The following is a 13,751-nucleotide window of genomic DNA, read 5'->3' as shown; positions in this document are numbered from 1 at the left end:
TACTGGTACTGGACGTGGACAACCGCGGCCGTATCAAGCTGTCCATCAAAGACGTGGCAGCTGCCAAGGCTTCGGGCGTTTAATCAGCCCTTCAGCCTGATGGCTTCAACGTTGTAGAAAATGCCCCGCAGTGAAAGCTGTGGGGCATTTTTTTGTCCGCAGAAAATTGAAGCGACTTGGAAGTTGCCTGACCCTAAAGTCAGTGCTAGGTTTAGCCCACCGCCCGTGTAGCTCAGCCGGTAGAGCAGCGCACTCGTAACGCGAAGGTCGCAGGTTCGATTCCTGTCTCGGGCACCAGCGACACTCTGTTTTCAGATGATCCCGAATGGTTCTGAAGGCCAGACAAACCGCGCTTCATACGGTTTTTTGCGTCAGAGAGATCCTTGATGATCCAGATCCATCTTCCATTCCCCAGATCAGCGAGAACGCCATGACCGTTAAAGAGTTGACCCAAGAAGCCCGCCACGAAGAAGCGCTCAAGAAATACTTGATCGACTCACCCCAGTTAGCCGATGAGATCAAGGACCTGCCCGCCGACGATCAGAAAGATCAGATCCAGTGGGCGTTCGAGGATGAGGCGGAGGCCCAGGGCCTGCAGCCTTGGGAGTTGACGCTCAAGTACACCTGCACCCCGCAAGAGTTCGAGGCCAAGCGCCTGGAGCTGCATAAGGAAGCTGCCGAAGTGTTGGGCGTCGAGTGGGAAGAGTACTGCGAGATGAATAATCTGGTGGTTTGACACTCATGTAGGAGCGAGCCTGCTCGCTCCTACAGTTCGATGTGATCAGAGACTCAAGCGCATCGACAGATCCACCGCTTTCACATCCTTGGTCATCGCACCAATCGAGATGTAATCCACGCCGGTTTCGGCGATCGGCAGCAGCGTGCTTTCATTGATCCCGCCGCTGGCCTCCAGTTTTGCCTTGCCGCCGTTCAGGCGCACGGCTTCGCGCATGTCATCCAGGCTCAGTTCGTCGAGCATGATGATGTCTGCCCCGGCCGCCAGGGCTTCTTTGAGCTCATCCAGGCTTTCTACCTCAATCTCTACCGGTTTGCCCGGCGCGATCTTGTGCGCGGCGGCAATGGCCTGCGGAATGCCGCCACAAGCAGCAATATGGTTTTCCTTGATCAGGAAGGCGTCATACAGGCCGATGCGGTGGTTGTGGCAACCGCCGCAGGTCACGGCGTACTTTTGCGCCAGACGCAGTCCCGGCAGGGTTTTGCGGGTGTCGAGCAGCTTGACCTGGGTTTCGCCAACGAAGTCCGCCAGGTACTGCGCGCGAGTGGCCACACCGGACAGCATTTGCAGGAAGTTCAGCGCGCTGCGTTCGCCGGTCAGCAGCGAGCGCGCCGGACCTTCGAGGTGGAACAGCGCCTGATTGGGTTTCACCCGCTCGCCATCGGCGACTTGCCAATGCACTGCGACCCGTGGGTCCAGTTGCCGGAAAACCGCGTCGACCCAAGCGGTGCCAGCAATGACGGCAGCGTCGCGAGTAATGATGGTGGCTTTGGCCAGGCGTTCGGCCGGGATCAGCTGCGCGGTGATGTCGCCGCTGCCGATGTCTTCGAGCAACGCGCGGCGCACGTTGGCTTCGATTTCGGCGTTCAGATCGGCGAGACGTAGATTCGGCATAACGGACTCCACAAACAAAGTGGTCCGATTATAGGGCCATGCCGCGGAGCAACCCAAGGCGTGCGAAAGATTGTCGGCGCTGCGAAACATGCATTTGGTCGATTCCCGCAAGCAAATACCGCCCGTACTGGTCTGTATTTCCATGGAGGAACACGGGTCGCTGGTACCCGGGTGGTTTTTTGCAAGATAATCGCGCCTTGCAATTGACGTCATGACTTTGACGATTCGTGGAATCATTGTTTCAGGGGGACCGGGATGCACAACGACGGGAATGTAGTGCCTTTGCACAAGGCGCCTACCGATCTGGCGATTCATACGCCGCTCACCCGCCTGCCTGTGATTCTGCTTCAGGTTCGCGACAAGGCTGTGCTGCAGCTCAGGAGAGGCCTGCAGGCACTGTTTGACAATGCGGACGACACACTTTTTGAAATGACGGATCGGGCTCGAGATAGCATCGAGCAGAACATTTACTTCCAGGCCATGCGCGATTTGCGCCTCAAGCGCAAAAATATCGAGCGGCTTTTTTTCGATCAGATCTTCGAGGCATTTGCTCGTCTTTCCCGCTACGACGTAACACCTGTGAACGGCTCCATGGCGCTGTCGGCCGGCGCTTCGTTTGCGCAGCCCGGCGACGAGCTGGAGCGCACAGTCGCGGTAGAAGCGATGGTCAATAAAATACTGGATCGTGACGGTTTGGCGCTCGACCAGCTCACCGCACGCCTCAGTACGCTGTTGGGCAAGACGCTGATTGAAAGGCACAACCCTTTGGGGCCGACGTTGCTGTGTGAGTTTTTCCTGCAGGCCGGGCGCAATCTCGGGGTAGAGATCAAGGTCAAGTTGATTATCCTCAAATTATTCGAGCGCTATGTGCTCAACGATGCTGACCAGCTCTATGGTGAAGCCAACCAGTTGTTGGTAGTCATGGGCGTGCTGCCCGATCTCCAGCCCGTCCCGGCGCGAACGATTGCTACGTCTGTCGAAACGCCTGTGGCCGTTGAGTCGCAAGTGTCAGCACTCGACGACAGCCTGCCACCGGTGTTTCTGCCATTGCAGCACCTGTTGTCCCAGGTGCGCGGCCGTTTCACGCCAATCCTCGAAGCAAGCGCGCCCGCACAGCCGATTTCCTCAAGGGACCTGTTGCGGCTGCTTTCGTACTTGCAGCAATACGTGCCGACGCACGCCAGCCAGGACGATTTCGATCTGCGCAATCAGCTGGGACAGTTGCTGACTCGCGTCAGTGTCAAAAGCGGCAAGTCGCGCGTGGTGGGGGTGGCGGATGAAGATGTCATCAACCTGATCGCCATGCTGTTCGAGTGCATCCGCCACGACCGCGACTTGCCGCAGAGCCTCAAGGCGTTGGTTGGCCAGTTGCAAATCCCGATGGTCAAGGTGGCGGTTCTGGACAAGCGTTTTTTCAGTCGCGGCGATCACCCGGCCAGGCGTCTGCTCAATGAAATAGCCAGTGCCACGCTCGGCTGGAGCAGCTGCGACGATGTTCAGCGCGATAGCCTGTACTTGCGCATCGAGCAGGTGGTGAAGCGGTTGTTGAATGACTTCGTCGATGACCCGGCGATTTTTTCCGATCTGCTGGCTGACTTCCTGGCGTTCATCGCCGATGAGCGGCGTCGCAGTGAATTGCTGGAGCAACGCACCCGCGACGCTGAAGAAGGCCGGGCGAAAGCTGCGCTGGCCCGTCAACATGTCGAACAGGCTTTGAATCTGGCCTTGTTGGGCAAAAGTTTGCCGCGCAGCGTGGTGCTGTTTGTTCAGGACGCCTGGAGCAAAGTGTTGCTGCTGACCTTTCTCAAGCATGGTCATCAATCGACGCAGTGGCATGCGGCTGTGCAGACCATGGAGCAGTTGGTCTGGAGCGTTCAGTGCCATGACGAACCGGACGCGCGTTCGCGCTTGCTGGCGCTGGTGCCGGGCTTGCTCAAGGCGTTGCGCGAAGGCCTGAGTGGTTCGACGTTCGATCCGTTCGCCACCAGTGAGTTTTTCAGTGAGCTGGAAGGTTTGCATGTTCAGTTGTTCGAGCCTGAGGCTCATGCGCCAAAGGACGCGCCGGAGTTGGTTCAGGTGCTCGAAGCAATGGTCTTGCAGTCAGCCGATGAAGGACCGGTACAGGCCACTGCGGTGCCTTTGTCGGCCGATGATATCGGGCTGTGGCACGTGGACCAGTTGCGCCTTGGTGGCTGGGTCGAGTTCCAGGAGGATCAGGACAATACGCTGCGCTGCAAGCTGGCAGCGATTATCGACGTCACGGGCCATTACATTTTCGTCAACCGCACTGGCATGAAGGTGCTGGAGCACAGCCGTGCGAGCCTGGCCCTGGAGTTTCGTCGCGGTACGGTGCGTACGCTCGATGACACCTTGCTGTTTGATCGGGCGCTGGAGACGGTGATCAGCAATCTGCGACGCCTTGAGCGCGGCAAGTGATCGCATCCCGGGGGGCTATCGCGGCATACTGACGGCCAACACACTTGTCGTTGAAGGAATCGGTATGCAGTTGGACCCCGCGAGCGGTTGGTGTCAGGACGTGCGTTTGTGCCCCTCGCCCAACTTCAATGCGCGCCCCGAGGGCGAAATTTCCCTGCTGGTGATCCATAACATCAGCCTGCCGCCGGCACAGTTCGCCACGGGCAAGGTGCAGGCCTTTTTCCAGAATCGTCTGGATGTCACGGAGCATCCCTACTTTGAGGGGATTGCCGATCTGCGGGTGTCCGCACATTTTCTGATTGAGCGTGACGGTACTGTTACCCAGTTTGTTTCTTGTCTTGAGCGCGCCTGGCACGCTGGCGTTTCGAATTTCGAGGGGCGGGAAACCTGTAACGATTTTTCCGTGGGCATTGAATTGGAAGGCACGGATGATCTGCCATTCACCGATGCTCAGTATGATGCGTTGACCGGGCTGACTCGGCAGTTGCAAGCGGCGTTCCCGGCGATCACTGCACAGCGGATCTGTGGGCATAGCGACATCGCCCCCGGGCGCAAGACGGATCCGGGGCCGGCGTTCGACTGGGCACGCTATCGCGCAGCCCTGGCAAAAGAGGAAGGACAATGAGTTTTCTGGTGTTGCTGTTGGCGGTCTGGATCGAGAAGTTTTCGGCCCTGCGCCATCGGGTTCAACGCGATGGCGGCTGGGTTCGCGAGCTGCACAAGCTTGAGCTCAGCCCGCGTCTGGTGCAGCGTCCATGGCTGGTACTAGCGGTGCTGGTGCTGTTTCCCGTTGCGCTACTGGGCCTGCTGCTGGTGGTGATTGACCCGGTGGCTTACGGTCTGCTGGCCTTGCCGGTACACCTGTTGGTGGTTATCTACAGCCTGGGGCGCGGAGATCTGCTGGCCGGTCTTGGGCCGTTTCGCGATGCCTGGCGTCGAGAAGACCTGCAAGCGGCGGCCCATGTCGCCAAGCGCGATCTTGATATCTGCGCCGACAGCGGCGAACAACTGCTGGAGCGGGTTGAAGGGCATTTGCTGTGGGAGGCTTACCAGAGTTTCTTTGCGGTGATTTTCTGGTACTTCCTGTTGGGGCCGGTCGCCGCCTTGAGCTACCGCCTGCTGGCCCTGGCTGAAGAGCACGGGCAAAACCCGGCCGTGGTCGAGCGCGCAGGGCAATTGCGTCACGCATTCGATTGGGTGCCGGTGCGCTTGCTGGCCGCGAGCTTTGCCCTGGTCGGCAATTTTGTTGCTGTCAGCCGGGTGATGTTGCACGAATTGCTGAACTGGAACATCAGCGCTGCTCAGTTGATCGAGAAGGCTGGGCGGGTGGCCGCGGAAATTCCTGCACCGGTCGCAGGGCCCGACGGCATCAACAATCTCGACCGGCTCTGGGAGTTACTGCTGCGAGCGGCGGTGCTGTGGTATGCCGGTTTTGCATTGTGGACTGTCTTGCCCTGAAGCGATTGATCCCTGTAGCAAGTGATGCCCGCTGCTACAGGGCTGCGCTGGCCTCTCGTTAACCTTAAGTTACAAAACTTCCTGCCGATTTAAGCTATACAGGGATAGCGCTCAATAGTGGCTATCTGCTGCCTCGCTGCGCCTGCCAATAAAAATAAGAAATCCAAGGGAGACTTCCAGTGAAGAGCTTGCTCTATCCCGCCGTTGCGCTAATGAATCGCCTGAGCTTCGGCATGAAGTTCAGCCTGATCAGCGTCCTGTTCCTGGTGCCAATGTTAGTCACCAATTTCTATCTGGTACGCGATTCCTATCGCGAATTCCAGGGCACCCGGATCGAACTGCAAAGCCTCGACCTGTTGGGCAGTAGCCTGACGCTACGACGCGATCTGGAAACCTTGAACAACCTGGTGCAGATCAATCTTGCCCTCGGCCAGTCCGGCAGGGCCGGGAACATTGAGGCGCAAATCAGCAGCCTGGAAAAAAGCGTGCTGACGCGCCTGCAAGGGTTGACGGCGATGAGCAGCGATCCGGAGCACATTGCGGTGTTCGACGGCAAACGCGATGAGATGGTCGCTGCGTTCAAGGCACAGCAAACGGAAACATCCCTGCAAAGCAAAAGTGCCCTGGCGGGCAAGCTGGTGGGTAATGCCCAGCTTTTCAGCCAACTCATTGCCAGTCAGGCCGGTCTGAGCCTCGACAATCAAAGCGACATGCGCCAACTCAGCGAACTGGTGACCAACGTCACTCCGCGCATCACCCAGATTCTGGGAGACGGCCGTGCGATGGGCGCGGCCTCGCTGGGGCAAGGTTTTCTCAACTCGGCATCGAGCAACCGATTCGATGACCTGTTGGGGCAGATCGAAAAACTCCAGGCCGAGTACGGCTTGAAGTTGCAGGACGCGACAAACTCCAGCAAGGCCGCGGCGCAGACCCTGGCTGCTCAGGCAGACAGCAGCAGAGCCTCGTTGAAAAAAGCCAGCGAGCTGTTCGAAGAAAAGGTGGTGATGGCCGATACACTCGATACGCCATGGCAGGCCTTCTACGACCAGGTCACTGGCTTGATGGATTCGACCTACCAACTCAATGAAGCCACCCTGAAGTTTCTCGGCAACCAGTTGCAGCAGCGTCTGGACCAGAACCGCACACACATGATCCTGCAGGCCGTGGCGCTGTCGGTGGTGTTTGTCCTGATCTTCTATCTCTACGGCGGTTTCTACGCGTCTACCCGCACCACTCTCAAACGCCTGGGTGGGGTCATGGACAAAGTGGCGGCGGGCGACATGACGGTTACCTTCAGCGCCAACAGCCGCGATGAACTCGGAGAGTTGGGCGAGGTGTTCAACGGCACGGTGAAGAAAATCCATGACCTGATCGAGCGCGTCGGGCAGACCGTCAGCGAGGTCGAGCGTCAAGCCGGGCAAGTGGAAAATGTTTCGGCGCAAAGCAACCAGGCGGTGGCCGGGCAGCGCACCCAGATCGAGCAGGTCGCCACGGCGATGAACCAGATGTCCGCCACTTCCCTGGAAGTGGCGCGCAGTGCGGCGGCAGCGGTCAGCAGCGCCCACAGCGTCAACGATGAAACCATCAGCGGGCGCGGCCTTGTGCAGTCTCAGCAAGGCAGCATCGCGGCACTGGCCAGCGAGATTGATCAGTCGGTGTTGGTGATCAATCAACTGGCCAGTGACAGCCAATCCATCAGTCGCGTGCTGGAAGTGATCAAGAGCATTGCCGAGCAGACCAACCTGCTGGCGCTGAACGCTGCGATCGAAGCGGCACGGGCCGGTGAGCAGGGGCGCGGGTTTGCCGTAGTGGCTGACGAAGTCCGGACCCTGGCCAAACGCACCCAGCAATCGACTGAGGAAATCGAGCAGATGATCGCCAAGTTGCACGGCGGTGTCGGTGCGGCGGTCAAGGCGATGGGGGTCAGCCATGAGATGGCGAACGGCACCGTGGGGCAGTCAGAAAAGGTCCAGCTCGCACTGGAAAATATCCTCGGTGCGGTCGGCATGATCGTCGACCAGAACCAGCAGATCGCCGCCGCCGTGGAGCAGCAGACCGCTGTGGCCCACGACATCGACCAGAACATCGTTGAGATCAACCGCGCCGGCGAGCGCACCGCTGAGGGTGCGCACCAGACCGAGGACGCCAGCCGCGCGTTGTCGGCGCAGGTGGTTGAGCTCAAACAGTTGATCAGCGCATTTCGCGTTTAAATCCGCATCGCATGATCGTTCCCACGCTCTGCGTGGGAATGCCTCATCGGACGCTCCGCGTTCGGCTCTGGATGGGGCGCGGAGCGTCCCGGGCTGCATTCCCACGCAGAGTGTGGGAACGATCTGCTTAATGTGTTTACCAGCCGAACAACTCACGGGCATTGGCGGTGCTGGCGGCGGCCAGTTGTGCGGGGCTGATGGTCATGATGTCGGCCAGTGCGGCACAGATTGCCGGCAAATGCGCCGGGCTGTTGCGTTGACCGGGAAACATCGCGGGCGCCATGTCCGGTGAGTCGGTTTCCAGCACCACCGATTCGAGCGGCAATTTTGCCAGCACGCGGTGCATGCGCAGCGCTTGCGGCCAGGTCGCGGCACCGCCCAGGCCCAGCTTGAAGCCGAGCTTGATGTACTCGCGGGCTTCTTCCTGACTGCCGGCGAAGGCGTGGATGATCCCGGCACGTTTCGACTTGAAGCGTTTCAGTGTGGCAATCACCGCCGCGTGACTGCGCCGCACATGAATCAGCGCCGGCAGATTGAAGTCCACCGCCAGTTGCAGTTGCGCCTCGAACAACGCTTGCTGACGCTGGCGATCGAGGGTTTCGATGTAGTAGTCCAGGCCGATTTCACCCACAGCACACAGCTGCCGATGCCCGGCAAGGCGGGTCAGCCAGTCGCCGAGTTGCGTCAGGTGTTCAGGCCGATGATCGTCCAGGTACACCGGGTGCAAGCCGAACGCGGCATGCAGGTCGGGATCGTCTTGCACCAGCTCCCAGACCCGCTGCCAGTTGTCCTGACAAACCCCCAGCACCACCATTTCCCTGACCCCGAGGGCGCGGCTTTCGGCCATCAGTGCCTGACGATCCGCGTCGAAGTCGGGAAAGTCCAGGTGTGTGTGGGTGTCGATCAGGTCCATGGCTCAGTCCTGACGAATACGTTGTTTGAACGTCCGGGCAATGGCCTGCACGCCGGGTTGGTAATCGGATTGCTCGATGGCTGCCAGGGCCAGGGCCAGGGCTTTGTCGGCGATCAACTGATGTTGCTGGGCCATGGCGTTGACCGGCAACGGCAAAAAGTCCAGCAATTGGGTATCGCCGAAAGTGCCGAGGCGCAGTGGGCGGTTTTTCAACGGGAAGTCGTGCAAGGCATCGAACACGCCTTGCAGCAGTACGTAGGAAGTGGTCACCAGCGCTTCGGGAAGATGCCCGACACGCTGAAGTAATTCTTCCATCAACTGTTTACCGCATTCGCGGCTGAACGACTCGCCGTGCTCGATTAGCATTTCACCGTTGTAACCGGCCAGCGCTTCTTTGAAGCCGGCGGCGCGCTCCTGGCTGATGCTCAGCTCGGGACGGGCGCCGATCAGGGCAATCTGTTTGGGCAGCGGGTCGAGCAGGCTTTGCGTCAGGTGCAGGCTGGCTTCGCGGTCGTCACTGATCACCGAGCAGAAATGCTCGGGCTCCATGACCCGGTCGATGGCGATGATCGGCAGGCCCTTGGCCTGTAATTGCCGGTAGCTGTCGTCGCCGGGGGGCAGGCAACTGGCAACGATCAACGCGTCACAGCGCCGGGCGCGGAACAGTTGCAGCAATTGCCGTTCGCTGTCCGGTGCATCGTCGGAACTGGCGATCAGCAGCTGATAGCCGCGAGCCCTCGCGCCCTGTTCCAGCAGTTTGGCGATTCGCGCGTAACTGGGGTTTTCCAGATCCGGCAAAATAAAGCCCAGCGTGCGGGTGTGCCGGCTGCGCAGGCCGGCAGCCTGGGGATTGGGTGTGAAGCCGTGCAATTCGACCACCGCGCGTACGCGCTCGACGGTGGCGCTGCTGATGCGTTGCTGTTCGGCTTTGCCATTGATGACGTAGCTGGCGGTGGTGACGGACACACCGGCCAACTGAGCTATATCACTGAGTTTCAACCCGCAATTCCTTGTTTTCTCGAGCTTGCCTCGACATTTTCGCCAATCCTACCCGATTCGGGCAGTCGACCATCGTCACAACGCATCCGACAAGTTGGGCTTCAACGACGCAACAGAATCGAGTAACGTGCCAATCATTCTAGATTAAACGTTTCAGCAGGCGTATTTTCTGGATTAAATACGCTTTGGCAGGTGCTGCCGCGAAACCGCCAAAGATTGTTTCAAGACAAAAGCCTAAGCTGAATCATTCAAAACAATACCTGGCACCCAAGGTGCCAAAAAGGAGAAAGCATGCTCGAGCTCACCATAGAGCAGATTTCCATGGGCCAGTCGGCTGTGGATAAGGCCGCAGCGTTGCAATTACTGGCCGGACATCTGGTCGCCGATGGCCTGGTTGCCGACGGTTACCTGGCCGGTCTGCAGGCCCGTGAAGCCCAGGGCTCGACCTTTCTCGGTCAAGGTATTGCCATTCCCCACGGTACGCCGCAAACCCGCGATCAGGTATACACCACGGGCGTGCGGCTGATGCAGTTCCCCGACGGCGTTGATTGGGGCGACGGCCAGACCGTTTACCTGGCCATTGGCATCGCTGCCAAATCCGACGAACACCTGCGCCTGTTGCAGCTGCTGACCCGGGCCCTCGGCGAGACCGATCTGGGACAGGCCTTGCGCCGCGCCAGCTCTGCCGAAGCCTTGCTCAAGCTGCTGCAAGGCGCGCCGCAGGAGCTGGCGCTGGATGCACAGATGATTGGCCTGGGCGTTGCCGCTGAAGATTTCGAAGAGCTGGTTTGGCGCGGCGCGCGATTGCTGCGCCAGGCCGACTGCGTGAGCAACGGTTTCTCGGCAGTGTTGCAGCAGGTCGAAGCTCTGCCGCTGGGTGATGGCCTGTGGTGGCTGCACAGCGAGCAAACGGTGAAGCGTCCGGGACTGGCCTTCGTCACCCCGGACAAACCGCTGCGTTACCTCGGCCAACCGCTTAACGGACTGTTTTGCCTGGCCAGTCTGGGCGAGGCCCATCAGGCGTTGCTCGAACGTCTGTGCGCCTTGCTGATAGAAGGTCGAGGCCATGAATTGGGGCGCGCCACCAGCTGCCGTGCGGTGCTGGAAGTGCTCGGTGGTGAACTGCCTGCCGATTGGCCGAGTGCGCGCATTGCGCTGGCGAACGCCCACGGATTGCATGCGCGCCCGGCGAAGATTCTCGCGCAATTGGCAAAAAGTTTTGAAGGCGAGATTCGCATCCGCATCGTCGATGGTCAGGACAGCGCGGTATCGGTCAAGAGTCTGAGCAAATTGCTCAGCCTCGGCGCCCGTCGCGGTCAGGTGCTGGAAATCATCGCCGAGCCCAGTATTGCCGCCGATGCCTTGCCCGCGCTATTGGCTGCCATCGAAGAAGGCCTGGGTGAGGAAGTCGAGCCGCTGCCACCGGTGAGCCAGCCGCGCGAAGAAATCGCTGAAGTGACGCAAGTACTGCTGGCGCCAACCTCCGGGAGTTTGGTGCAGGCTATCGCCGCTGCGCCGGGAATCGCCATCGGCCCGGCGCATATTCAAGTGCTGCAAACCATCGAATACCCGCTGCGCGGTGAATCCGCGGCGACCGAGCGCGAGCGTCTCAAGCAAGCACTGGCCGCGGTACGCCAGGACATTCAGGGCTTGATCGAGCGCAGCAAGGCCAAGGCCATTCGCGAGATTTTCATCACCCACCAGGAAATGCTCGACGACCCTGAGTTGACCGATGAAGTCGACACCCGCCTCAAGCAGGGCGAAAGCGCCGAAGCGGCGTGGATGTCGGTAATCGAAGCTGCGGCCCGGCAGCAGGAAGCCTTGCACGACGCGTTGCTCGCCGAGCGCGCCGCCGATCTGCGCGACATTGGCCGGCGCGTGTTGGCGCAACTGTGCGGAATCGAAACCCCGCACGAGCCGGATCAACCGTACATTCTGGTGATGGACGAAGTCGGCCCTTCCGATGTGGCGCGTCTCGATCCGGCCCGTGTGGCCGGCATTCTTACCGCCCGTGGCGGCGCCACCGCGCACAGCGCCATTGTCGCCCGGGCCCTGGGTATTCCGGCACTGGTCGGCGCCGGCCCTGCAGTGCTGCTGCTGGCGCCCGGCACGCCGTTGTTGCTCGATGGTCAGCGCGGTCGCCTGCACGTGGATGCCGATGTGGCCACTTTGCAGCGCGCAACTGAAGAGCGTGATACCCGTGAGCAACGTCTGAAGGCTGCCGCCGAACAACGCCATCAACCGGCGTTGACGACCGACGGGCATGCGGTGGAGGTGTTTGCCAACATTGGTGAGAGCGCAGGCGTGACCGGCGCGGTGGAGCAGGGCGCCGAAGGCATTGGCCTGTTGCGCACCGAACTGATTTTCATGGCCCACCCGCAAGCGCCGGACGAGGCGACGCAGGAAGCCGAATACCGCCGTGTCCTCGATGGCCTCGCCGGGCGGCCGCTGGTGGTGCGTACGCTGGATGTCGGCGGTGACAAACCGCTGCCTTATTGGCCGATTGCCAAGGAAGAAAACCCGTTCCTCGGCGTGCGCGGCATTCGCCTGACCCTGCAGCGTCCGCAGGTGATGGAAGCGCAGTTGCGCGCCTTGTTGCGCGCCGCCGACAACCGTCCGTTGCGGATCATGTTCCCGATGGTCGGCAGTGTCGATGAGTGGCGTCAGGCGCGAGACATGACCGAACGCCTGCGCCTGGAAATCCCGGTGGCGGACCTGCAACTGGGGATCATGATCGAAGTGCCGTCGGCGGCGTTGTTGGCGCCGGTGCTGGCCAAAGAGGTCGATTTCTTCAGTGTCGGCACCAACGACCTGACGCAATACACCCTGGCCATCGACCGGGGTCATCCGACGCTTTCCGCCCAGGCCGATGGCTTGCATCCGGCGGTGCTGCAACTGATCGATATCACCGTTCGAGCGGCCCATGCCCATGGCAAGTGGGTCGGTGTCTGCGGTGAGTTGGCGGCCGATCCGCTGGCGGTGCCGGTGCTGGTCGGTCTGGGTGTGGATGAGCTCAGCGTCGGTGGTCGCAGCATTGCCGAGGTCAAGGCGCGGATTCGCGAACTCAGCCTCAGCCAGACTCAAATTCTTGCCCGAGAGGCGCTCGCCGTGGGCAGCGCCAATGAAGTGCGCGCACTAGTGGAGGCCCTGTAATGGCCCGGATTCTTACCCTGACCCTCAACCCGGCGCTCGACCTCACCGTCGAGTTGTCGCGCCTGGAGCCCGGTCAGGTCAATCGCAGCGACGCCCTGCACAGCCACGCCGCCGGTAAAGGGGTGAACGTGGCACAGGTGCTGGCGGACTTGGGCCATCAGCTGACGGTCAGTGGTTTTCTCGGTGAAGACAATCTGCAAGCGTTCGAAACCCTGTTTGCCAAACGCGGTTTTGTCGATGCGTTCATCCGTGTTCCCGGCGAGACCCGCAGCAATATCAAACTGGCGGAAAGCGACGGGCGCATCACCGACCTCAATGGTCCGGGACCGATGGTCAGCGCGGCGGCGCAACAGGATTTGCTTGATCGGCTTGACCAGATTGCGCCGGGGCATGACGCCGTCGTCGTCGCGGGCAGTCTGCCGCAGGGTGTCAGCCCGCAGTGGTTGCAGGCGCTGATCGTGCGCTTGAAAAACCTCGGTTTGAAAGTCGCCCTCGACACCAGCGGCGAAGCATTGCGCGCCGCGCTCACGGCCGGCCCGTGGCTGATCAAGCCCAACAGCGAAGAGTTGGCAGAGGTGCTGGGTAGCGAAGCGGTTTCGGTTCTGGCCCAGGCAGAAGCGGCGAACCGTTTGCACGCCCTGGGTATCGAGCATGTGGTGATTTCCCACGGTGCCGACGGCGTGAACTGGTTCAGTGTCGGTTCGGCGCTGCATGCCACGCCACCCAAGGTCAGCGTCGCCAGCACCGTGGGCGCTGGTGATTCCTTGCTGGCCGGCATGCTGCACGGATTGGTCAGTGCCGATACACCTGAGCAAACCTTGCGAACGGCCACGGCAATTGCCGCGATGGCGGTTACCCAGATCGGTTTCGGTATCAGCGATGCGGCGCGCCTGGCGCAGCTCGAACAGGGTGTGCGCGTGCGTCCCCTGACAGAACAATAAGAGGGTTGGTC

At 60.6% G+C, this 13,751-nt stretch carries 10 protein-coding genes and 1 tRNA gene; 8 read left to right on the top strand and 3 right to left on the bottom strand.

Features of this window, described 5'->3' with window-relative positions:
* Nucleotides 1-221: 221 nt before the first annotated feature.
* A tRNA-Thr gene (locus D8U69_RS22400) sits at nt 222-297 on the top strand.
* Nucleotides 298-430: 133 nt separating this feature from the next.
* The gene (locus D8U69_RS22395) at nt 431-736 is read left to right on the top strand and encodes a DUF6388 family protein (RefSeq protein ID WP_056855256.1); all 306 of its coding nucleotides are present in this window, start codon (nt 431-433) and stop codon (nt 734-736) included.
* A gap of 45 nt (nt 737-781) precedes the next feature.
* Here D8U69_RS22395 and nadC read toward each other — a convergent pair whose 3' ends face one another.
* Nucleotides 782-1,630: a carboxylating nicotinate-nucleotide diphosphorylase gene (gene nadC / locus D8U69_RS22390; RefSeq protein ID WP_130908144.1), complete on the bottom strand. Its 849-nt coding sequence runs from the start codon at nt 1,628-1,630 to the stop codon at nt 782-784.
* 255 nt (nt 1,631-1,885) lie between these two features.
* Between nadC and D8U69_RS22385 the strand changes: the two genes are divergently transcribed.
* From D8U69_RS22385 to D8U69_RS22370, 4 genes are all read left to right on the top strand, one after another.
* Complete coding sequence (locus D8U69_RS22385; RefSeq protein ID WP_130908143.1) at nt 1,886-4,066, top strand: DUF1631 domain-containing protein; 2,181 nt, start codon at nt 1,886-1,888, stop codon at nt 4,064-4,066.
* A gap of 64 nt (nt 4,067-4,130) precedes the next feature.
* Entirely contained in the window at nt 4,131-4,691 is a 561-nt protein-coding gene (gene ampD, locus D8U69_RS22380) for a 1,6-anhydro-N-acetylmuramyl-L-alanine amidase AmpD (RefSeq protein WP_056854974.1), read from the top strand.
* The gene (gene ampE / locus D8U69_RS22375; RefSeq protein ID WP_056854975.1) at nt 4,688-5,524 is read left to right on the top strand and encodes a regulatory signaling modulator protein AmpE; all 837 of its coding nucleotides are present in this window, start codon (nt 4,688-4,690) and stop codon (nt 5,522-5,524) included. The genes ampD and ampE overlap by 4 nt, the downstream gene beginning before the upstream one ends.
* Nucleotides 5,525-5,703: 179 nt before the next feature.
* Complete coding sequence (locus D8U69_RS22370) at nt 5,704-7,734, top strand: methyl-accepting chemotaxis protein (RefSeq protein WP_130908142.1); 2,031 nt, start codon at nt 5,704-5,706, stop codon at nt 7,732-7,734.
* Nucleotides 7,735-7,870: 136 nt separating this feature from the next.
* Here the strand turns inward: D8U69_RS22370 and D8U69_RS22365 are convergent, their stop codons facing one another.
* Both D8U69_RS22365 and cra read right to left on the bottom strand, forming a co-directional pair.
* Nucleotides 7,871-8,647: a TatD family hydrolase gene (locus D8U69_RS22365; protein ID WP_130908141.1), complete on the bottom strand. Its 777-nt coding sequence runs from the start codon at nt 8,645-8,647 to the stop codon at nt 7,871-7,873.
* 3 nt (nt 8,648-8,650) lie between these two features.
* On the bottom strand, nt 8,651-9,646 hold the full coding sequence (gene cra, locus D8U69_RS22360; RefSeq protein WP_130908140.1) for a catabolite repressor/activator: 996 nt from the start codon (nt 9,644-9,646) through the stop codon (nt 8,651-8,653).
* A gap of 291 nt (nt 9,647-9,937) precedes the next feature.
* Here cra and ptsP point away from each other — a divergent pair, with 291 nt between their 5' ends.
* Both ptsP and pfkB read left to right on the top strand, forming a co-directional pair.
* The gene (gene ptsP, locus D8U69_RS22355) at nt 9,938-12,799 is read left to right on the top strand and encodes a phosphoenolpyruvate--protein phosphotransferase (RefSeq protein WP_056854979.1); all 2,862 of its coding nucleotides are present in this window, start codon (nt 9,938-9,940) and stop codon (nt 12,797-12,799) included.
* Nucleotides 12,799-13,740 carry a 1-phosphofructokinase gene (gene pfkB / locus D8U69_RS22350; RefSeq protein WP_056854980.1) on the top strand — a complete coding sequence of 314 codons (942 nt, stop codon included), beginning with the start codon at nt 12,799-12,801 and terminating at the stop codon, nt 13,738-13,740. Before ptsP ends, pfkB begins: the two co-directional genes overlap by 1 nt.
* Nucleotides 13,741-13,751: the final 11 nt, after the last annotated feature.

Source organism: Pseudomonas sp. Sample_16 (assembly GCF_004307665.1).
GTDB lineage: Bacteria > Pseudomonadota > Gammaproteobacteria > Pseudomonadales > Pseudomonadaceae > Aquipseudomonas.
The sequence above is the reverse complement of the archived record's forward strand: the minus strand, read 5'-3'. Positions and strand labels throughout refer to the sequence as shown.